The following is a 20,833-nucleotide window of genomic DNA, read 5'->3' on the forward strand; positions in this document are numbered from 1 at the left end:
TAAAGAAAATAGATCAATTGCCGGAATCAATTAACGGGTGAGGATTATTTTTGTAAATTTGGTGCATGGGATCGAAATTTAAAAAGTGGTCATTTTTTTAATAAAACTCAAAAATATTAGTGCCATGAAAAAATCAATCTACTTTATTATTGTAATGATTTTTCCGGTTGTGCTATCAGCACAATGGCAGGAAATTTATTCAACAACAGACGTTTTTTTACTAAATAACATCAAGTTTTTCGACGAACAAACAGGGGTGTTATTAGCCAATGATGGGTTCATCAAGATGACCCAGGACGGAGGGCAAAGCTGGGAGCAAATTATTTACCCAAATCAAACGGCATCCATGGCTGACTTTTTTGTCTTTGGCAACAACAATTATCTTGCATTGGCAAACAATTGGGGTAATTCAAGTTTTATGGTAAGTACCAATAGTGGCGCATCGTGGAATGAGGTAAGCCCCAATATCTTTTTTCCGCAGGCAGTAGATTATTTCAACAGTAATCTGGGGTTTTGTGCGGCTTTTGATATAGAAAGTTCAATCACAGGCCAGGCTATCTACAAATTAGGAGGGATTGGCCCGGATCAATCCGCAGAGCAGGTTTATTTCACCGAACTGGAAGGCTACTTCGATCACATCTTCTGCCTCAACGACGAGGTAGTGTTGGCAAGCTTTGAGATATCCGACAACAATCCGCCTTTTCCACAATATACAGGCACATTGCTGCGAAGCGATGACCAGGGTAGCACATGGGCGCAGGTGTTGCAGCTCAGCGACAATAAAATGTTCCAAAAAATAGGCTTAAGCTTGGATGGCACTTGCCTTTACGCCCATACATGGGATGAGGTGTTTTATTCGATGGACGAAGGCTTGACCTGGGAAACCCAACCGATATCACTTGTCACCGTCGATTTACTTTCGCGACAGGAGGCCTATGGTGTAGTGATAACGTCGGGATTTGGAACGATGATCGACACATTGAATCTCGCCTTTACCGCCGATGCCTGGCAAAGCTGGACAGCACAACTAAAAATTCCTTTTGATCCATTTTATATCGACCGCTCCCTGCATCTGCAAATGCTTAGCGCAAATACCGGATTTTATTCTTACTACAATCAATTGTTCAAAACCACCAACGGCGGCTGGGTAGGCATCGACGAGCAGCCGGCGGGTAATCTGGCAGAATTGGTAGTTACGCCCAACCCGGCAAAGGAAAGTTTTTGGGTTGGTCGACCGGGCACAGGGATAGAAGCTACAATCAAAGTTTTCGACAGCCGCGGAAGTGTGATATTCTCCAAAGCGATTGATCACGACCGGCAGTCATTACAAATTGATGCTTCGACGTGGCGCCCGGGCATCTATTTTATCAGCCTTGAAGATGTGTCGGGAAAGCAGACAAAGTCAAAATTAGTGATCCTATAAAAACCCGGACAAAAATCTCTGGATTACAATGCTATTACAAGCAGCACAAAAAAAAAGAGCGAACCAAAGCCGGTTCGCTCTTTTTATTTTCTATTTATCAGCAGACTTTTATGCGTTTTCAAAAGTCAGCTCTCCTTGCTTTGCATCTATCCTAATGGTGTCGTCGCGGGTAACGCGGCCGGCCAGGATCATTTTGGAAAGCTCGTTCATCAGGTTGCGCTGGATGACACGCTTTACCGGACGAGCGCCATATTGCGGATCGAAACCAGCATGGCCTATCCAATCCAAAGCGGCAGGCGTTAGTTCCAGATGAATTCCGTTTTTGTCGAGCTGTTTCTGCAACATGTGAATTTGCAAATCGACAATCTCGCGTATTTGTTTTTCCGAGAGCGGGCGGAACATGATGATCTCATCTATGCGGTTGAGAAACTCCGGGCGGATGGTGCGCTTTAACAACTCAAAAACCTCCCGGCGGGCGGCTTCAAACTTCTGTTCGTCGTCGCTGTCATTTTCTACGCCAAGCATTTCCTGTATTAGATGCGAGCCAATGTTGGAGGTCATAATGATGATGGTATTTTTAAAATCTACCAGCCTTCCTTTGTTATCGGTAAGCCTGCCATCGTCGAGCACTTGCAGCAGGATGTTGAAAACGTCGGGATGTGCTTTTTCGATTTCATCGAGCAGAATCACCGAATAAGGTTTGCGACGCACGGCTTCGGTAAGCTGGCCGCTCTCTTCGTAGCCCACATATCCTGGAGGGGCGCCGATGAGTCGCGAAACGGTGTGGCGCTCCTGATACTCCGACATATCGATGCGGATCATAGAATTCTCATCATTAAACAGAAACTCGGCCAATGCTTTTGCCAACTCGGTTTTCCCGACGCCGGTGGTTCCCAAAAATATGAAAGAGCCTATCGGACGGCGGCTATCCTGCAACCCGGCGCGGCTGCGGCGTATGGCGTCGGCAACGGCAGTGATGCCTTCCTCCTGCCCCACCACGCGCTGGTGCAGCTTACTTTCGAGATGCAGCAGTTTTTCGCGTTCACTTTGCAACATCCGGCTCACCGGAATGCCTGTCCACCGCGAGACGATATCGGCGATATCCTCGCTGTCAACCTCCTCTTTTATCATGGGACTGTCACCTTGCACGCTGCTAAGGCGGGCTTTCAGTTTTTCGAGTTCATCTTCGTTCGCTTTAATCTTGCCGTAACGAATCTCGGCCACTTTGCCGAAGTCGCCTTCCCGCTCGGCGCGGTCGGCTTGCTGGCGCAACTCTTCGATGTCTTTCTTGCGGCTTTGAATGGCTTCCACCACCTCTTTCTCGCTCTGCCACCTGGCGCGTAAAGCGTTGCGCTGCTCGCTGAGGTTGGCAATGTCTTCCTGCAACTGATTGAGCTTTTCCTTATCTTTTTCGCGTTTGATGGCTTCGCGCTCAATCTCCAGATGACGGATGCGGCGCTCGATCTCATCGAGTTCTTCGGGCAGCGAGTTGATCTCGAGACGCAATTTGGCGGCAGCCTCATCAATGAGGTCGATGGCCTTGTCGGGAAGAAAGCGATCGGTAATATACCTTTGCGATAGCTCCACAGCAGCAATGATGGCATCGTCTTTAATCCGCACGTGGTGGTGCGTTTCGTAGCGTTCTTTGAGTCCGCGCAAGATAGAGATGGCGTCGAGCGTGTCGGGTTCATTCACCATAACGATCTGGAAACGGCGTTCGAGGGCTTTGTCTTTTTCAAAATATTTCTGATACTCTTTAAGCGTGGTAGCCCCGATGGCGCGCAGCTCGCCACGTGCGAGTGCCGGCTTCAGAATGTTGGCGGCATCCATGGCACCTTCGCCACCGCCGGCACCCACTAAAGTATGTATCTCGTCGATAAAGAGCATGATTTCGCCAGCGGAATCCGACACCTCTTTGATGACGCTCTTGAGCCGCTCTTCAAATTCGCCTTTGTACTTGGCACCGGCAATCAAAGCGCCCATGTCGAGCGAAAAAATCTGTTTTGATTTCAGATTTTCAGGGACGTCGCCATTGATGATCCGGTGAGCGATGCCTTCGGCAATAGCCGTTTTTCCCACACCCGGTTCACCAATGATAATCGGGTTGTTTTTGGTGCGTCGCGAAAGAATCTGTAGGATACGCCGTATCTCCTCATCACGACCAATCACAGGATCGAGCTTGCCGCTGGCAGCCAACTCGTTCAGATTTAGTGCGTAACGATTCAATGCGTTGTAGGTGTCTTCGGCATTTTGTGTTTGCACAGTTTGCCCTTTGCGCAAAGTTTTGATAGCTTCCGGCAGATTCTTGCGATTTACACCATACTGATTGAGCAGATCAGCGGTTTTATCATTTACCGAAAGGATACCCAGCAATACATGTTCGATGCTTACAAACTCATCACCGAAATCTTTGAGGTACGACAGCGCCTTTTGCAAAGCGGTATTGGCATCGGCCGAAAGATAGACCTGCCCGCCGGTTTGCCGCGCATACGTCAGCAACAGCCGGTCGAGGTCGGCAGTCAATGCATTCATATCTACATCCATTTTCTTTAGCAGAAATGGAATCACATTTTCGTCAATCAACAGAAGGCCTTTGAGCAGATGCGCAGTCTCGATTTGCGGATGCTGCGATGCCTGCGCAATCTCCTGTGCTTTCTGTACGACCTCCTGAGCTTTTAAAGTGAAATTATTAAGGTTCATAGGTTGTTAATTTTTTTGTTGAGAAAAGTAACAATCAAACATCCGGCCACCAGGCAAAATCGGGATTTTGATGCAAAGATGTCAGCTAACCTATTGATTTCAAATGTCTTTTTGTCTATTTTATTAATTATTAAAATAGAAATAGCTCAAAATGAAGATCATTAAAAAAACATCGAACCTGAAATTTTTGCAGTCGTTTACAATATTTTGGGCAGGAAATCATTCTCTTGATTAAAAATTTTGCACCTATGAGCATAGCAAACAAAAAAAAGACGCTGGTAATTGGCGCCAGTATGCGTCCCGAACGCTATTCGAATATAGCCGTCAACAAACTTAATGCTGCCGGGCACCCCGTGGTAGCCCTCGGACTGCGAGCTGGAATGATCGGCGAAACGGAGATTCTCACCGGCTTTCCGGATGTTGCGCACATCGACACTGTAACGATGTATGTGGGAATGGCCAATCAGCCACAGTACTACGATTACATCCTGAAAACTATTTCGCCGAAGCGCATCATTTTCAATCCAGGTGCAGAAAATGAAACCTTTAAGGAGCTGGCCCTCCAGCAAGGCATCGAGGTGGAGGAAAGCTGCACGCTGGTGATGCTTTCCTTAGGTTTGTATTAGCATGGCGAATTTGCAGTTGCAGAATAAACCTTATTTTCGCGACTTAAAGTAGCACAAGAAGCATGGCATCACAAGGCATAAACAGAACTTTTTTGATCATCGGAATCATTCTATTGATGCTGCTGCATGTTTCCAATATTGCCGTGGCGCAGGAGCCACAGCTTGCCGATACAACCCGCGCATGCATGGCTGATAGCGTGCTACTCGATGCCGGCGGAGGGTTTATCAGTTATCTGTGGAACACCGACGAACAAACGCAAACGATCATTGCCAGGCAATCCGGAAAATTCAGCGTGCTCTGCACCCGCCCTGACATGACGGTGGTGGAAGATTCCACTTTCGTGATCATGCAAAATGCCTACATCGACATGGTGGATACCATTCTCACCTGTTACACTGAGCCGGTAACGCTCTGTGTGGTTCCCGACACGCTCATGTATAAATGGACATCGAATGACCCGGAGCTTTTTATCCCTTTCAGCACACTCGCTTGCGTGGACGTGATTCCCGAAAACGACACCACCACCATTTACGTACAAATCAGCGACAGCGCCAACACCATCGTTTGCACCGACAGCGTGCAAATCTGGCTCTATCCGCGCATGCGCTTTGTCGAAGTGAATCAGATCAATAAAGGATGCCCAGGCACCTGCAAAGGGCAGTTGCAGGTAATTGTGGCGGGCGGACTGCCTCCCTACAGCTATCTTTGGCCTAACGCCAGACCAGTTCAGCGTGACTCTATCGCTTTCAGCCTTTGCGAATCTGAATACACCATCGAAGTTACCGACCAATATCTCTGCATGCGCGATACAGCCATCAAAGTGGAAGTGTATGATATGCCTGAAGTGGAAATTGTGCGCGATCCCGACGATGAAATCTATATCGAAAATCCGGTGGTGAACTTTTCTTTTGACAATAAATCCATCGACAGTATTCAGGTTATCGACTGGAGCTGGAACTTCGGCGACAGCACCTACACCAAAGAGGAAAATCCCCGCAAGGTTTTCAATCAGGTGCGCGATTACGATATCTGGCTGAAATACACCACGCAAAACGAATGCATCGACTCGGTGTCGATGACCGTCAACATTCTGGAAACAAAGCTGGATATCCCGGAAGTAATCACACCCAATGGCGATCCTTTCAATCAGTTTTTTGTAATCGAAAATTTAGAACATTACATTTCTACTGATTTGAAAATTTTCAATCGGTTGGGTAAGAAAGTTTATTCATCCTCCAACTACCAGAGCGACTGGGATGCACCCAATCTGACTGAGGGTGTGTACTTTTATGTGCTCGAAGCCAAAGGATATTTCCGTACCGAAACCTTCAACGGAACCATCACCGTGCTGAGATAGAGGATTGAAATTCCAAAAGTCAAAAGTCAAATAAATCTCAATATTCAAATTCCAATGATTCAAACCGCCCGGAGTTTGTGATTTTTAGAATTGTTATTTGGAATTTGGATATTGGAATTTGGAACTTGCACTAAACCCTTTCTTATGATTAGTAAAAAAGCAGCTCGCCTTTGGCAACAAAAGAAAATTCATCAATTATTTCTTTTAGTCGTAATTTTCATGTTTTTGTCTGGTTGTCAAAATGGAGCAAACCGGCAGCAAATCGTGATTTTTCATGCCGGGAGCCTTAGCGTTCCTGTTAAACAAATTACCGAAGCTTACCAGCAGGAACATCCGGATGTGAAGTTTCTCACAGAAGCTGCCGGAAGTGTGGCGAGCATTCGTAAGATAACGGATTTACACCGCGACTGCGACATCCTGCTTTCAGCCGATTATGCAATCATCGACAAGCTGATGATTCCTGATTACAGCAGCTGGAACATTCGCTTCGCTGCCAACGAAATGGCAATAGTTTACGCCAGCGATGCTGCCGACACCATCAGCGCCACCAACTGGCCACGAGTGCTGGCCAACGACAAGGTGCGCTATGGACGCTCCGATCCCGACTCCGACCCGTGCGGTTATCGAACTGTGCTTGTATTGGATTTGGCTGAACGCGCGCTTGATGTGCCAGGCTTACGGCAAAACCTCCTCAACAAAGACCAGCGTTACATACGGCCCAAAGAAACCGATCTGATTGCATTACTCGAAACCCACACGGTAGATTATATTTTTATTTATCGCTCGGTGGCGGTGCAGCACAATCTTGGTTATTTGCTGCTGCCCGATTCGATAAATCTTAAAAAACCCACGCTGGCTGACTGGTATAAAACTGCGAGCGTTGATATTATCGGCTCGGAGCCGGGAACAAAAATCACCCAACATGGCGAGCCTATGATTTATGGCTTGACCATCCCCGAAAATGCACCCAGTCGGGAACTCGCTATTGATTTTCTCGACTTTTTCCTGGATGCTGCCAAAGGCATGCGCCTCATGGAAGAGGCCGGTCAGCCCTCCGTAGTTCCTTCGCCGGCATCGGGTTATGAGCTAATTCCGGAAGTTTTAAAGAAATATGTGCTGCCGCCTGCATGATCAACCCACCTAAATATTCTGAATACTTTCAAGTTTAAAAACAGGCAGAGCCTGTAAAAATAAAACAGACCAGGCAGAGCCTCATCCAAACCTTTTGGATGCCATCTTCTTTGCCAGTGTATATTCTTTAATGTCTTTCATCCAACATCACTGCCACAAAAATTACTTTCTTTGCCAACTGATATGCACCGCTGTGCTAATCGAATTTATTTACATCTAAATCATAAAAAAGTATGAAGAAAATCCTATTACTGATTGCAGCCGTGGCTCTTTTTGGCTGCCAGAATCAAAACACACAACAACAGTCTGCAGCCAATGCCCCGCAGCATCAGCGCGACACCACCGACGCAACCAACAATTTTTACGACAACGAAGATTTGCATTCGCTGCAAACCAACACAGTAGAAATTACCGGCGAGATCGCTAATCCCGGAACCATCGACTTTTCGATGTTGCCAAAGCGCACTATTATTGTAAAAGAAACGCTTCCTTCCGATACAGGCAACTGTTTTGTAGGCGCTTACCGCTACGATGGCTATTCACTTTTTGATATCATCAATGCGCATTATCCGCAAAAAGCCAATCAGGAAGCCTTCCCTCCCATCATCGATCTTTACGTGGTGGTTTCCAACGATCGCGGCGAAAGTGCAGTTTTTAGCTGGGGCGAAATTTATTACCCCACACATCTGCACGACATCATGTTGGCTACCGACGTGATGCGCATCGTACCCTCCAAGACCCACGACCTGTGGCCACTGCCCGAAAAAGCCAAAATGGTTGCCGGAGCCGATCTGCTCACCTCGCGCAACATCGAAAGCCCTTCCAAAATAACGGTACACTCTGCCACCCGCGAATTTGAAGTCGAACAAGGTATGTCGCCGATGTATTCCGAACAATTCGACGTGTATGTTGATGGTGCCAAGACCAAAACCATCAAGACCCTGCCTTCCGACGTTGATCTGGTCAACTTCGAAGCTATTTTTTATGGTCGGGGTCGCGGCATCCACAGCACCACGCCATTTACCGGCGCTCCGCTGAAAAGCGTACTTGCTGATCAATGGCCTATCAACGCCAAAAATATACAGCAGGCCTACATCATTGTTGCTGCACGCGATGGCTTCCGTGGCGTCTATACCTTTTCAGAAGTTTTCAACCGCAACGATCAATCGGAGGTGCTGCTCATCCATGCTCCCAAAAAACTCGATGGCGGGGCATTCAGGCTCTTTCCGGCCGGCGACTTCTTTTCTGACCGCGCCATCAAATCGATCATCAGTATCTGGTTCGAACATTTGTAAGACAACATTTTTATTATGATAAAAAAGAGGCGCCAACTCGAAGGCTTTGAGCTGTGGCTCATACTGCTGGGAGGTTTGGTGCTTCTTTTTATTCTGGCGCCGCTGGTGAACATGCTCATCCATTCGTCGCCTGATTCGCTCTCCAAAGCGCTTCACGACCGGGAAGTTACCGACAGCATCTGGCTCACCCTTGCCACTTCTATGGCAGCCACTGTTGTGATGGCGTTTGGCGCTGTCCCGCTGGCCTATGTGCTGGCCCGGCGCAATTTCAAACTAAAAAGGCTGGTACAGGGACTGATCGATCTGCCCGTAGTTATCCCACACTCAGCTGCCGGTATTGCCATACTTGGGATTATTTCGCGCCAGTCACTGCCCGGAAAAGCTGCCGGAGCGCTGGGTTTCGATCTGGTGGGACATCCGGCAGGCATCATGGTGGCCATGGCTTTTGTAAGCCTGCCATTTCTTATCAACGCTGCCCGCGATGGCTTTGCCGAGGTGCCGGAGCGGCTGGAACATGCTGCTCAAAATCTGGGGGCAAAACCCCGACAGGTATTTTTCAGGATTACCCTTCCACTGGCGTGGCGAAGCATCCTTTCAGGGCTTATCATGATGTTTGCCCGCGGCATGAGCGAGTTTGGCGCGGTGGTCATCATCGCCTACCATCCCATGATAACGCCAGTACTCATTTATGAACGCTTTGGCGCTTTTGGGCTTAACTATGCCCGACCGGTAGCCGTGATTTTTGTAGGAATATGCCTGCTGTTTTTCGTGCTACTGCGCATGCTGGTAAAAGAGAGGAGTCGCTTTGTTAGAAGTTAAAAATCTCTCTGTGCAGCTTGGCGATTTCGCTTTGCGCGATATTAATATCAAAATTAATAAAGGTGAATATTTCGTCCTGGCTGGTCCGTCGGGATCGGGGAAGTCGATATTGCTCGAATCCATTACCGGAATCTATCGCAGCCGATGCAACGGTACGGTAAAACTCGATGGTACCGACATCAGTCACAAGCCTCTGCGTCAGCGTAGAATTGGATTGGTGTTTCAGGACAATACGCTCTTTCCTCATCTTTCGGTGCGCCGTAATATTGAGTTTGCGCTGCGGCTAAATATCAATAATGAACGGCAAATAAAAAGTAAACTCAGCGAATTGAGCAGTCGCTTTCTGCTCGATGATCTGCTGCATCGTTCTGTAACAACCCTCTCAGGTGGCGAAACTCAGCGCGTTCTGTTGGCACGCACGCTGGCTTCCGATCCTAAGATCATTCTGCTCGACGAGCCGCTCACAGGAATAGATAGTCTGCAAAAAGATCTGCTGAAACGACACCTTCGGGCGTTGCACCGCAGCGGACTCACCATTATGCACGTCACCCACGACTTTGAAGAGGCCTACTCGCTGGCTGACCGCATGGCTGTGATGCACGAGGGGCGGCTGCTGCACACCGCCACACCCGAAGCAATGCTTTCACGCCCGGCAGACAAGTTCATCGCCCGGTTTTGCGGACATAAAAATTTCTTTAAGGCACAGGTTTTTAATGGGAAAAGTTTACGGATAGAAGATAAAATTGAGCTACAGCTAAAAAATGATTTAATACGCCAATCGTTGGTTTCGATACTCATCGATGCACGGAAAATCCTCTATTCCAATGTAAAACCTACACTTGACAGCGACAATATTTTTGAGGGAAAAATTCTGGATGTGTTCCGCTCGCCGCTTGGCAAGGAGCTCCTGATAGACATTGGCATTCAAATCTCAGTAATTATCGATGAAACCCTTTCAGATCCATCATCACAGCAAATCGACAAAACAGTATGGGTAGGAATACCGCAGGAGGCTGTGAGAGTGATTGATGCGGAGTATCATTAAAACTAATTCCAAAATTGGATAGCCAACTCATCCTCCAAAATCATTTTTATTAAAGATATTTTAAGAATGCAGCGTGAAGTTATTAATGCGTCGTTTCGGCTTCACTCTGATGAAGATATTCATGATTAAGTTCGTGCCAGGTGGGGAGGTGGTTGTGGTGCCACTTATCTATTACCTGTCCATCTTTCACGAGTACCAGTCCGGGATTGGCCCGGATTATCGTTTTGAGCGTGATGTCGTCGGCATTAAAAAACGGGATATCGAATGGGATGCCTTGTGCCTCGAGAAACTGCTGGATATTGTTAGGCAATGTGGAAGTGAGAACGATAAAGCTGTACCCATTTTCCTCGGCAGCCTCATAGAGCTCGTGTATTTGCTGAAAAGCCATTTCGTCGGCGATATCTAAATCCCAAGCCACAACGATAAAATGATAATCGGGATCCTGGAGGTAGTCGCCCGTAACGTCTTCGCCGGCAAAATTGATAATGGCCAGGTCCATTCCCGGCAAACGGTTTGGATCCTCTATGCGCTGGCCCACAAACTCCCATCGGGCCATCCATGCAGAGTCGCTGTAAGGATAATCAGGCGAAATATACTCCTTCATTTCACCGGTTTCGGTATCACGATAAGTGAGATAATATTTTACGGGTAGCGGATCTTCCACGTAGAGGCGGTTACCGATTTTCCAGGGGCGGAAGTCCATCATGGGCAGATTGATGTGGTTGAGGTACTGAAAGGTGATAAATAGTGCCGCCAGCCCCACAGCCAGTGTCCATTCGGTGGCATTGCGATAGCTGATGCGCAGGCGGTTTCGGTTGGTAAAAACCAGCAGCACCAGCACCATAATGACGATGTTTTTGTAAAAGGTCTGCCAGTTGCTCATGATCAATGCGTCGCCAAAGCAGCCGCAGTCGGGCACCGGATTGTTGAGCGCATCGTTGAAGGTAATGATGGTAAAGACGCTCATCATCAGCAACACGAGCCAGGCGGTAAGACGCGGCTTTACGTTGAAAAGCAACAAGCCCCCCAGGAGCAGTTCGCCCGTGTTGAGCAAAAACGAAAAGAAAACCGCCGCAGGCATCATCCAGTCGACGCCATAGGCGATAAAATAATCCTCAATGCGATAGGCAGTGCCCATCGGATCGACGCCTTTGGAGAAGCCCGAAAATAAAAATAAAAATCCTAAAAAGATGCGCCCCGCGACGAGCATGTTCTTGTCGAAAATTTTGCGGTAACGCAAAACCAAAATAATGATGAAAAGCAACAACACCAAAAATGGCAGGTTGTAACCAACGAAAAAATTGATGAGAATCGCTGAAAAAAGCGTGAGCGCCAAAATGGCCCACCCGGTAACGGTTTTAAGTTTTGATTTGATCATGGAACAGAAATCGAAAGTTTATTTTTTTATTAATAACAAAATAAGCCTGTGCAACAACAGACTTCGGAACTATAAAGTGCTGCTCTCGTCCTCGGCAATTTTGATGAGGGCAAAAAGCGCATAATTGATAATATCGGCATAGTTGGCTTCGAGGCCTTCGGAAACAAGCGTCTTGCCCTGGTTGTCCTCGATTTGTTTTACGCGCAATAATTTCATCAGGATAATGTCGGTGTAGGACGAGATGCGCATGTTGCGCCAAGCCTCGTCGTAGTCGTGGTTTTTGTCATTCATCAGCGCTTTGGCAGCGTAGATGTGCTGGTTGTAAAGCGCCAGCGCCTCGTCGTGAGCAAGCTCGTGGAATTGCCCGCCGCTTGCAAGTTGAATCAGCGCCATAACAGAGTAGTTGGCGATGCCGATAAACTCATCGCGTGCCTGTTCGTCGATTTTTTGTACCGCCTTTTCTTCGATGCTTCGGATGCGGTTAGCTTTGATGTAAATCTGATCGGTGAGCGAAGTAGTTCGCAGAATGCGCCAGGCGCTGCCATAGTCTTTCATTTTTTTATCAAAAACTTCGCGACACTGGGCTATGGCAGCTTCAAACTGTAGATCGGTATTATGCATTATTTCTTCTTATTAATATCTTTCTGATGGTTAAATTCCAAAATTCAAATTCCAGGTCTCTTTTCTCTTTTGGAATTTGTCTTTTGGAACTTGTAATTTGGAATTTTTCTAATGAATAACTTCACATTTCAAGAGAAACCCTGTTTAACGTTCTTTTCTTTTCTTCTTGTCTTTTTTACCTTTTACATCTATATCGGTGCTGTCATCATCGGCTTCCACCTCGTCCTTATCTTTCTGAAGAGACTCGCCTTCTAATGCGATCAGCGCCTTTTTGGCTTCAGCCAGGCTTTTTTCGGCGGGTTTGAGTTTCGCTTTGCCTGCTTTTATTTTTTCTTTGCCTTTGACGATGTTACTTTTTCCCTGTTCATATTTTCTGATGGCCGCTTTCAGTTGCTCATCGGCGGCGCGTTTGTCGAGGCGATATTGTCCGTCGATATCGCGGATACTACTCCGTGCCTTGTCGCGCTGAATACGGTCCTTGGTTTTCGTGTCTTTTTCGAGGCCTTTCTTCTCAGAGCTATATTTTCTGTTGACGTTTGCCAGGTTGTCTTTTGCTGTTTTAATCTCTCCTTTCGCCTCTGTAATCATTTGTTCACCAGCAGCCAGGAGGCTATCACCTTGTGCAATAATTTCACTGGCACGCGCCACAGAAGCCTCGGAGCGGATAACCTTGTCGTGGGCACGCTGCACCGACATTTCTTCACGCGAAAGATCTCTATCCGTTTGCTGAGCTGCAACGGGTATTTGCAGCAGGATGAAGATTGCTGTACAAATCATCCCAAAAATCATTTTTCTTTTCATTGCTGTATGTTTTTAGTGTTTGTTTCCAAAAAAGTGATCAAAGATAAATTGCTTTATTTTGATGGCATGTTAACGATTTATAATTTTTAAGCCGTGCAAAACTAATGAAATCCTTGCTTGTATCAGACAAATGGACATTTGAAAAGCTTACTTTTGAGCAGCCACGCGTAATGGGCATACTCAATTTTACACCGGATTCCTTTTACGACGGCGGCTACCACAGCAGTTCAGACGATCTTTTACGCCTTGCCGAAAACATGATTACCGAAGGAGCCGATGTACTCGATTTGGGCGCCTTCTCTACCCGTCCTGCCGCAAGTGAAGTAAGTATTGATGAAGAATGGGCACGGTTGAAAAATATTCTCCCCCGATTGCGGCGTCAATTCCCGCAGGTAGTGATCTCTATCGATACATACCGCAGCGAAACAGCGCGTTGCGCCATCGCCGAAGGTGCCGACATCATCAACGATATCTCCGGCGGACAGCTCGATCCTGAAATTTTTAAAGTTGTGGCCGCACATCACACACCCTATATCATGATGCACATTCAGGGTACGCCGGCCACCATGCAGATTAATCCCAAGTACAATAATGTTGTTAATGAAATTGATGATTTTTTTCAGCGACAGCTTACCCTTTTAAAAAATAAAGGTGTCGAAGAAAACATTTTGCTCGATCCCGGTTTCGGCTTTGGAAAAAGAGTGGCGCATAACTACCAGCTGCTACACGGCCTGAGGCAGTTTGCACGACATGGCTTTCCGGTGGTGGCAGGCGTTTCGCGCAAATCGATGATTAACAAAATTTTGGGCACCACACCGGATACCGCTCTAAACGGCACCACGGCGGTGAATATGCTGGCGCTGATGAATGGCGCAAGTCTGCTGCGTGTGCATGATGTAAAAGAAGCGGTGGAAACGATAAAACTTTATTGCGCTTATCGCGAAAATGGAGAGGGATCCTAACTATTTATGCCGGTCTTCGAATGCGTTTTTTCCTATAACCTGATAACCTGACAACTTCCTTTTTTTCCCGAAAACCGGGCACAAAAAAAAGGGTAAGCTACCTGTGTCGCACCGCTTCAACCGCCTACCCTTGCTGCCTTCCGACCCTGGGGGAGTTCAGCAGGAGCTGGTCGCACAGGACTTACCCCGCGGCAAAGATAATACTTCCATCTCAACAGCCAAAAAAGTTTTTCTTTAAAATCTAATTTGAAAGAAGCCGACGGTTCGCAGCCTTTAGTCGGCAACAAGCACTCTTTGCCATGTAACCAACATATATTCTTTCCACCACGCACCTTGCGTTTTTTCTTTGCGCCACGCACCATGCGTTTTTTCTTTGCGTCTTGCGCCATTCGCCATGCGTCATGCGCCACGCGCCGTGCGTTCTTTCTTTGCGCCACGCGCCCTGCGCCCTGCTTCTTCTAAAACTTTTTCCGCCTGCTATTGGTTTCCTGTGTACATTTGCACAATAACCAAATAACGTTTCAACAATGAACGACAAAATGTCTAAAACAAATTTCACGCTGATGCATGGTGCAATTCTTGGCGTTATTCTTATTGTTTTCAGCCTGTTGCTTTATCTTCTCGACATGTCGAGCAGCAAATTACAGTATCTCAGCTATGCCATTCTCATCGGTTATCTGCTCTACGCCATGATTCAGTGGCGCGACAAATACAACGAGGGTTTACTTGGCTATGGGCAGGCTTTTTCTACCGGCTTTTTGGTCATCCTGTTCTCATCGTTCGTCATGGCAGCTTATGTAATTTTATTTTATGGATTGGTAGCTCCAGGCGAAATAGCTAAGATGGTAAGCGCAGCCGAAGAAAACGTGCTGCAGATGCAGCCGGATATTACCGACGAGACACTGGACATGACCATGAAAATGACTAAGATGATGATGACTCCCTGGATGATGGCCATCTGGGCTTTTGTAGGTAATCTTTTTATAGGCCTGGTTTTGTCGACAGTATTGGCTGCTTTTGTAAAAAAAGAACCACAACCTTTTTAATTTTCTATGGACGTTTCGATAGTCGTACCCGTTTACAACGAAGAAGAATCGCTGCCTGAGCTTACGCAATGGATAGCCGCTGTGGCCGAAAAAGCCGCGCTAAGTTATGAAGTGCTCTTTGTGGATGATGGCAGCAGTGACGGCAGTTGGCAGGTCATCGAAGGGCTGCAACGCGAATACAACACGGTGCGTGGCATCAAGTTCAGGCGAAACTACGGCAAGTCTGCGGCACTGCATCTGGGATTTAGAGCCTCGCAAGGCGAAGTGGTCATCACCATGGACGCCGACCTGCAGGACAGCCCCGATGAGATTCCTGAGCTTTATCGTATGATAAAAGAAGACAAATACGATGTGGTGTCGGGTTGGAAAAAAGTGCGCCATGATCCCATCGGGAAACGCTGGCCATCGAAATTTTTCAACTGGACCACCCGCCGCATCTCAAAAATAAAACTTCACGATTTCAACTGCGGACTAAAAGCCTATCACCGCGATGTGGTGAAAACCATCGAAATTTATGGTGAGATGCACCGCTATATTCCGGTCATCGCCAAATGGGCAGGCTTTGGCCGCATCACCGAAAAGGTGGTCCAGCACCAGGCACGCAAATACGGAAAATCGAAATTTGGCGCCGGGCGGCTCATCAAAGGATTTCTGGATCTGGTCACCCTCACCTTCGTTTCTAAATTTGCCAAAAGACCCATGCACTTTTTTGGCGTTTTAGGCACGCTGCTGTTTATCATCGGGTTTATCATCGCCGTGTATCTTACGGTGGCTAAATTTGTCTGGCTGGAATATCGCATGACCGAACGCCCCTTGTTTTATTTTGGACTGCTGGCCATGGTGATGGGAATGCAGGTATTTGTGGCGGGATTTGTAGCGGAGATGATCGCGCGTACCTCAACACGGCGCAACTCCTATATCATCGAAAAACGTGTCGGCATCAAAAACATAGAGAATCTTGAAAAATAATCCGCGCCAGCGAAATATCATTATCCTGGGGTCGGCTTATCCGCTGCGTGGCGGCGGCATCGCCACCTACAACGAGCGTCTGGCACGCGCTTATCAGCAGAACGGCGACCAGGCTACCATCATCACCTTTTCGTTGCAGTATCCTAAATTTTTATTCCCCGGTACCACACAATATTCTACCGAAGCGCCACCCGTCGACCTGCACATCGAAGTACTGGTAAACTCCATCAATCCGCTGAACTGGATAAAAGTTGGCAGACTGATAAAAAAACGCCGCCCCGATTTATTGGTGCTGCGCTATTGGATTCCATTTATGGGGCCATGCCTGGGAACCATCAGCCGCATCGTCAAGCGCAATCGCCACTCCCGCATTGTTGCCATCGTCGACAACTATATCCCGCATGAGCGGCGACCGGGCGACAAATTGTTTTCTAAATATTTCATCAAACCCATCCACGGCTTTGTAACCATGTCGCGGCAGGTGCTGAGCGATCTGGCGAAAGCCGACAACAAAAAACCACGGAGATATTGTCCGCACCCACTCTACGACAACTTTGGAGCATTGCAAACCAAAGCAATCGCAAGAGAGCGGCTGAAACTGCCTGCTGATGGGCGCTACCTATTATTTTTTGGATTTATCCGCGATTACAAAGGTCTCGATCTTTTGCTCGAAGCAATGGCATTGCCAGAGGTGATTCGCACCAACGCCCGCCTGATTGTAGCCGGCGAATTTTATGCGGAAGCCAAACCTTATCACGACATCATCCGGAAACATCAGCTTGAGCCGCGTGTGATTCTGGCTACCGAATTTATTCCTAATGAGGTTGTGGCCGATTATTTCAATGCTGCCGATTTGGTGGTGCAGCCTTACAAAGATGCCACACAAAGTGGCGTGACGCAGGTGGCCTATCATTTCGAAAAACCCATGATCACCACCAATGTTGGCGGGCTTTCGGAGATGGTGCCCGATGGCATTACCGGTTTTGTGGTGGAGCCGGATGTAAAAGATATTGCGCAAGCTATTGCCCGGTTTTTTGAAGAAAATAAAGAAGCCGAGTTTGTGGCAAATTTAAAAATAGAAAAACTAAAATTCTCGTGGGAGCGGATGCTCGAAGCCATCGACGAAGTAGCAGCTGCTGAAGCCAGGAATGGATAGTGATTGTCTATAAAGTAGATGTTTTTATAACAAAAAAACAAATCTCAAATGACAAATAAATCCCAAAAATCAAAATCCAAATTAGACAATCATTTCCATAGTATTGCCGCTGGTTGAGCTGGATCTGGTGGCTGAGCTTGTCGAAGCCAGCTCAGCCACCGTGTCGAAGCCAGTATTTCGAAATCAGTCGAAACCTGGTTATTGAGATTTCAAGATTGAGATTTATTTGGGAGTTTCACTCACAGCTTTTGTTTTTAATAATAATGAAGAAATCAGAGCACTACAAATATTACAGGAGTAAATCGCCGCTGCGGCTGGGCCTTGCTGGCGGTGGCACCGATGTAGCTCCCTATTGTGAACTTTATGGCGGCGCCATCCTCAACGCAACTATCAGCCTGTACGCTTATGCTACCCTGCAACCGCGCAACGACGGCAAAATAGTGCTGCACGCCATCGACAAAGAGGAAGTGCTCACCTTCGACAGTCAGCCTCTGCTCCCACTCGACGGGCAGCTCGACCTTCTCAAAGGCGTCTATAACCGCGTGATCCGCGATTTTGACCTGAAACCTTTATCATTTACCCTCACCACTTACGTGGATGCTCCGGCAGGATCGGGACTGGGAACGAGTTCTACGCTGGTGGTTACGATATTGGGCGCTTTCGCTGAATGGCTGCGGCTACCGCTGGGCGAATACGACCTGGCAAAGCTGGCCACCGACATCGAACGAAACGACCTTGCCATCGCCGGCGGACGACAGGATCAATATGCTGCTACTTTTGGCGGCGTGAATTTTATGGAGTTTTCGGCCAACGATAAAGTGATCGTCAACCCATTGCGCATCCGCACCGCTTATCTGCACGAACTCTCCAACAATCTGGTGCTTTATTATACCGGCACCAGCCGACTTTCGTCGGTAATCATCGAAGCACAGCAGCGCAACGTGGTTAATAACGAAACTGTTTCGATAGAAGCCATGCACCAGTTGCGCCGGCAGGCGGTGATGATGAAAGAGGCATTGCTTAAAGGTGAACTTGACAAACTGGGAGAAATTCTCGATTTTGGATGGAAACATAAAAAACTGATGGCGGATAACATCACCAATGCTGCCATCGATGAAATATATGATGCGGCATGTAAAGCAGGTGCTACCGGAGGCAAAATCTCAGGCGCCGGTGGTGGTGGATTTATGATTTTTTATTGCCCGGGAAACAGTCGCGCACAGGTAGTAAAAGCACTCCAGACATTTGGAGGCCAGGTAAAACGTTATGAATTTACTACCGGCGGACTTACTACGTGGAGTATTTGAGGAACCATAACTCTGGGATTTTCATTTTTTAATAGCCCCATCCCCCACCCTTTCCTGACGCGGGGAAGGGAGCTCACTTTCGTAGCGTAAAACGGAAACCAAAACAGACTTCCATAGACTGGTGTTATTCACGGGGTGACTTTTTCTTCCGGCACCGGCGCATCTCCAGCTCCGTAGCCCAGCCATTCGTGGCTGGGAACCAAACGCAATCGCACAATTCTTTCTTGTAGAGCGTTTACGCCCATTTAGTATTCCAACGGATTAGTCGTGATGAAATCAGCACTACCCATAAGATTGTTTAATTTTGCAGCCATTGGTATTTTCTAATTTTATATTATGAATAAATTCCCCATCATCATTCTTCTCTCCGGGCTTTTGCTATGCTTGCCAGCATGCCGGCCTGCCGAATCCCCAAAAAAAACACTTATCACCGGCGAGGCTCAGGGCACAACCTACAGAGTAATTTATTACGCCACCGACACGCCGGTGACCAAACCTGTGATAGATTCACTACTCGATGCTTTCAATCTTATTGCATCTATTTGGGAAGAAAATTCCATCATTTCGCGTATCAACAACAACGACAGCGCTGTGGAGGCTGGTGCCGACTTTATCAATATTTTTAAACAATCGCAGCGTATTTCCGAAGCAACCAACGGAGCTTTCGACATCACTGTGGGGCCATTAGTCAATGCCTGGGGATTTGGGTTTCGCGACAGAACAGAAATGGACGCACATGTGGTCGACAGCCTGCTGCCATTGGTGGGCTACCGTCAGGTGAAGCTGGCGGGTAATAAAATAGTAAAAGACAATCCTGATATTCAAATCGACTACAACGCCATTGCAAAAGGATATTCTGTCGATTGGCTGGGCGGTTTTCTTTCCGCCAACGGCATCAAAAATTATCTTGTAGAAATAGGCGGTGAGATAGTAACACGTGGCAGCAAGCCCGGCGGCGTGCCCTGGGTGGTGGGAATCGAAAAACCAGCGCCTGAAGCCGACGCACCACAAGTGCTCGAAGCCACTGTAACACTCATCAATCGCGCCCTGGCAACCTCGGGTAACTACCGAAAATTCTATGAAAAAGGAGGAGTACGTTATTCGCACACCATCGATCCAGCCACCGGCTATCCCGTGCAACACCCGCTGCTCTCAGCAACTGTAATTGCCGACAGCGCTGCCATTGCCGACGGCTACGCCACCGCTTTTATGGTGATGGGTCTCGAAAAAGCCCGTGCCTTTCTTTCGCAACATCCGGAGCTGGAAGCCTACTTTATCTATTCAGATGCCGACGGCAACTACCAAACCTGGGCCACCGAAAGGCTGCGAAATATCATCAACCAACAGTAGATGAAACCTCTATTTTCCATCAACAAAAAAGCCACTGCAACTGAATGCGGTGGCTTTTTTTATTTTATCAAAAGGGTGAATCGTGATTATTCAGCTACCACAGTAAATTTTACCTCGCCTTTGATGTCTTTGTAGAGATTTACTTTAGCGGTGTATTCGCCAAGTTCTTTAATCGCATCGCCATCAACGACGATCTTCCTACGGTCGACCTCAAAGCCTTTTTCGGCCAGGGCGTCGGCAATCTGGATGGCATTGACAGAGCCAAATATTTTACCGGAAGTTCCGGCTTTGGCGCCAATGGAGATGTTAACCTTTTCGAGCAGCTTGGCAGTAGTCTGAGCTTCGGTGCGCAGCTTCTCTTCTTTAAAAGATTTCTGGCGCTGCACTTCGGCAAGCACCTTTTTGTTGGTGGCATTGGCCATAATAGCCATGCCTTTTGGAATCAGAAAATTACGGGCAAAACCATCTTTTACCTTTACGGTATCATTTTCGTAGCCCAGTTTCTCGATATCTTGTTTCAAAATTACTTCCATGGTTTTCCCTCCTATTTTAATAAGTCAGCAACATAAGGTAACAGCGAAAGGTGGCGGGCGCGTTTGATGGCCTGCGACACTTTCTTTTGAAATTTGTTGGATGTGCCCGTGATGCGGCGGGGCAGAATCTTGCCCTGCTCATTAACGAATTTCATTAAAAAATCAGCATCTTTATAGTCGATGTATTTAATACCGGCTTTTTTGAAGCGGCAATATTTTTTCTTTTTTACATCTACTGCAATGGGAGTCAGGTATTTTATTTCTGAAGACGATTTTTGTGCCATTGTTTTACGAATTTAAAGTTTCTAAATGA

General features: G+C 47.3%; 19 protein-coding genes and 1 other RNA gene. 13 read left to right on the plus strand and 7 right to left on the minus strand.

From position 1 onward, the window contains the following. Positions 1-124 precede the first annotated feature (124 nt). The gene (locus tag VFC92_03785) at positions 125-1,423 is read left to right on the plus strand and encodes a T9SS type A sorting domain-containing protein (GenBank protein HZK07301.1); all 1,299 of its coding nucleotides are present in this window, start codon (positions 125-127) and stop codon (positions 1,421-1,423) included. A 108-nt stretch (positions 1,424-1,531) separates the two neighbouring features. Here the strand turns inward: VFC92_03785 and clpB are convergent, their stop codons facing one another. Continuing rightward, complete coding sequence (gene clpB / locus VFC92_03790) at positions 1,532-4,123, minus strand: ATP-dependent chaperone ClpB (protein ID HZK07302.1); 2,592 nt, start codon at positions 4,121-4,123, stop codon at positions 1,532-1,534. A 248-nt stretch (positions 4,124-4,371) separates the two neighbouring features. On the opposite strand from clpB, the gene VFC92_03795 reads away from it, so the two are divergent. The 6 genes from VFC92_03795 (at position 4,372) to VFC92_03820 (ending at position 10,397) form a co-directional block, all read left to right on the plus strand. Continuing rightward, positions 4,372-4,749 (plus strand): CoA-binding protein, encoded by a 378-nt coding sequence (locus VFC92_03795; GenBank protein ID HZK07303.1) that lies wholly within the window; start codon positions 4,372-4,374, stop codon positions 4,747-4,749. Between the two features lie 62 nt (positions 4,750-4,811). Then, a complete protein-coding gene (locus tag VFC92_03800; GenBank protein HZK07304.1) occupies positions 4,812-6,107 on the plus strand; it encodes a gliding motility-associated C-terminal domain-containing protein in 1,296 nt (431 codons plus the stop codon). Positions 6,108-6,251: 144 nt separating this feature from the next. Then, positions 6,252-7,238 carry a substrate-binding domain-containing protein gene (locus VFC92_03805; GenBank protein HZK07305.1) on the plus strand — a complete coding sequence of 329 codons (987 nt, stop codon included), beginning with the start codon at positions 6,252-6,254 and terminating at the stop codon, positions 7,236-7,238. Positions 7,239-7,471: 233 nt separating this feature from the next. Further along, entirely contained in the window at positions 7,472-8,533 is a 1,062-nt protein-coding gene (locus tag VFC92_03810; GenBank protein HZK07306.1) for a hypothetical protein, read from the plus strand. A 15-nt stretch (positions 8,534-8,548) separates the two neighbouring features. Then, positions 8,549-9,352, plus strand: a complete 804-nt coding sequence (locus VFC92_03815; GenBank protein HZK07307.1) for an ABC transporter permease — start codon at positions 8,549-8,551, stop codon at positions 9,350-9,352. Next, on the plus strand, positions 9,339-10,397 hold the full coding sequence (locus VFC92_03820) for an ABC transporter ATP-binding protein (GenBank protein HZK07308.1): 1,059 nt from the start codon (positions 9,339-9,341) through the stop codon (positions 10,395-10,397). Before VFC92_03815 ends, VFC92_03820 begins: the two co-directional genes overlap by 14 nt. Before the next feature lie 82 nt (positions 10,398-10,479). Here VFC92_03820 and VFC92_03825 read toward each other — a convergent pair whose 3' ends face one another. From VFC92_03825 to VFC92_03835, 3 genes are all read right to left on the minus strand, one after another. Beyond that, on the minus strand, positions 10,480-11,775 hold the full coding sequence (locus VFC92_03825; protein ID HZK07309.1) for a BT_3928 family protein: 1,296 nt from the start codon (positions 11,773-11,775) through the stop codon (positions 10,480-10,482). Positions 11,776-11,844: 69 nt separating this feature from the next. Further along, positions 11,845-12,396, minus strand: coding sequence for a DUF1599 domain-containing protein (locus tag VFC92_03830; protein ID HZK07310.1), 552 nt, complete (start codon positions 12,394-12,396; stop codon positions 11,845-11,847). Positions 12,397-12,540: 144 nt separating this feature from the next. Then, on the minus strand, positions 12,541-13,197 hold the full coding sequence (locus VFC92_03835) for a hypothetical protein (GenBank protein HZK07311.1): 657 nt from the start codon (positions 13,195-13,197) through the stop codon (positions 12,541-12,543). Positions 13,198-13,301: 104 nt separating this feature from the next. Here VFC92_03835 and folP point away from each other — a divergent pair, with 104 nt between their 5' ends. After that, the gene (folP, locus tag VFC92_03840) at positions 13,302-14,159 is read left to right on the plus strand and encodes a dihydropteroate synthase (GenBank protein HZK07312.1); all 858 of its coding nucleotides are present in this window, start codon (positions 13,302-13,304) and stop codon (positions 14,157-14,159) included. An 87-nt stretch (positions 14,160-14,246) separates the two neighbouring features. Here the strand turns inward: folP and ffs are convergent. After that, positions 14,247-14,346, minus strand: an RNA gene (gene ffs, locus VFC92_03845) — signal recognition particle sRNA small type. Positions 14,347-14,686: 340 nt separating this feature from the next. On the opposite strand from ffs, the gene VFC92_03850 reads away from it, so the two are divergent. The 5 genes from VFC92_03850 to VFC92_03870 all read left to right on the plus strand — a co-directional run bounded on the left by VFC92_03850 (position 14,687) and on the right by VFC92_03870 (position 19,987). Next, positions 14,687-15,205, plus strand: coding sequence for a DUF4199 domain-containing protein (locus VFC92_03850; protein HZK07313.1), 519 nt, complete (start codon positions 14,687-14,689; stop codon positions 15,203-15,205). 6 nt (positions 15,206-15,211) lie between these two features. Beyond that, complete coding sequence (locus VFC92_03855; protein ID HZK07314.1) at positions 15,212-16,174, plus strand: glycosyltransferase family 2 protein; 963 nt, start codon at positions 15,212-15,214, stop codon at positions 16,172-16,174. Next, positions 16,164-17,330, plus strand: a complete 1,167-nt coding sequence (locus VFC92_03860) for a glycosyltransferase (protein ID HZK07315.1) — start codon at positions 16,164-16,166, stop codon at positions 17,328-17,330. Before VFC92_03855 ends, VFC92_03860 begins: the two co-directional genes overlap by 11 nt. A gap of 263 nt (positions 17,331-17,593) precedes the next feature. Continuing rightward, on the plus strand, positions 17,594-18,637 hold the full coding sequence (locus tag VFC92_03865; protein HZK07316.1) for a dehydrogenase: 1,044 nt from the start codon (positions 17,594-17,596) through the stop codon (positions 18,635-18,637). A gap of 336 nt (positions 18,638-18,973) precedes the next feature. Beyond that, positions 18,974-19,987: an FAD:protein FMN transferase gene (locus VFC92_03870; protein ID HZK07317.1), complete on the plus strand. Its 1,014-nt coding sequence runs from the start codon at positions 18,974-18,976 to the stop codon at positions 19,985-19,987. Positions 19,988-20,073: 86 nt separating this feature from the next. Here the strand turns inward: VFC92_03870 and rplI are convergent, their stop codons facing one another. Together rplI and rpsR are read right to left on the minus strand one after the other, a co-directional pair. Further along, positions 20,074-20,520, minus strand: a complete 447-nt coding sequence (rplI, locus tag VFC92_03875; GenBank protein ID HZK07318.1) for a 50S ribosomal protein L9 — start codon at positions 20,518-20,520, stop codon at positions 20,074-20,076. A gap of 11 nt (positions 20,521-20,531) precedes the next feature. Continuing rightward, positions 20,532-20,804, minus strand: coding sequence for a 30S ribosomal protein S18 (gene rpsR / locus VFC92_03880; GenBank protein HZK07319.1), 273 nt, complete (start codon positions 20,802-20,804; stop codon positions 20,532-20,534). Positions 20,805-20,833: the final 29 nt, after the last annotated feature.

The organism is Bacteroidales bacterium, from assembly GCA_035647615.1.
In the GTDB taxonomy this organism is placed as follows: Bacteria; Bacteroidota; Bacteroidia; order Bacteroidales; family 4484-276; genus SABY01.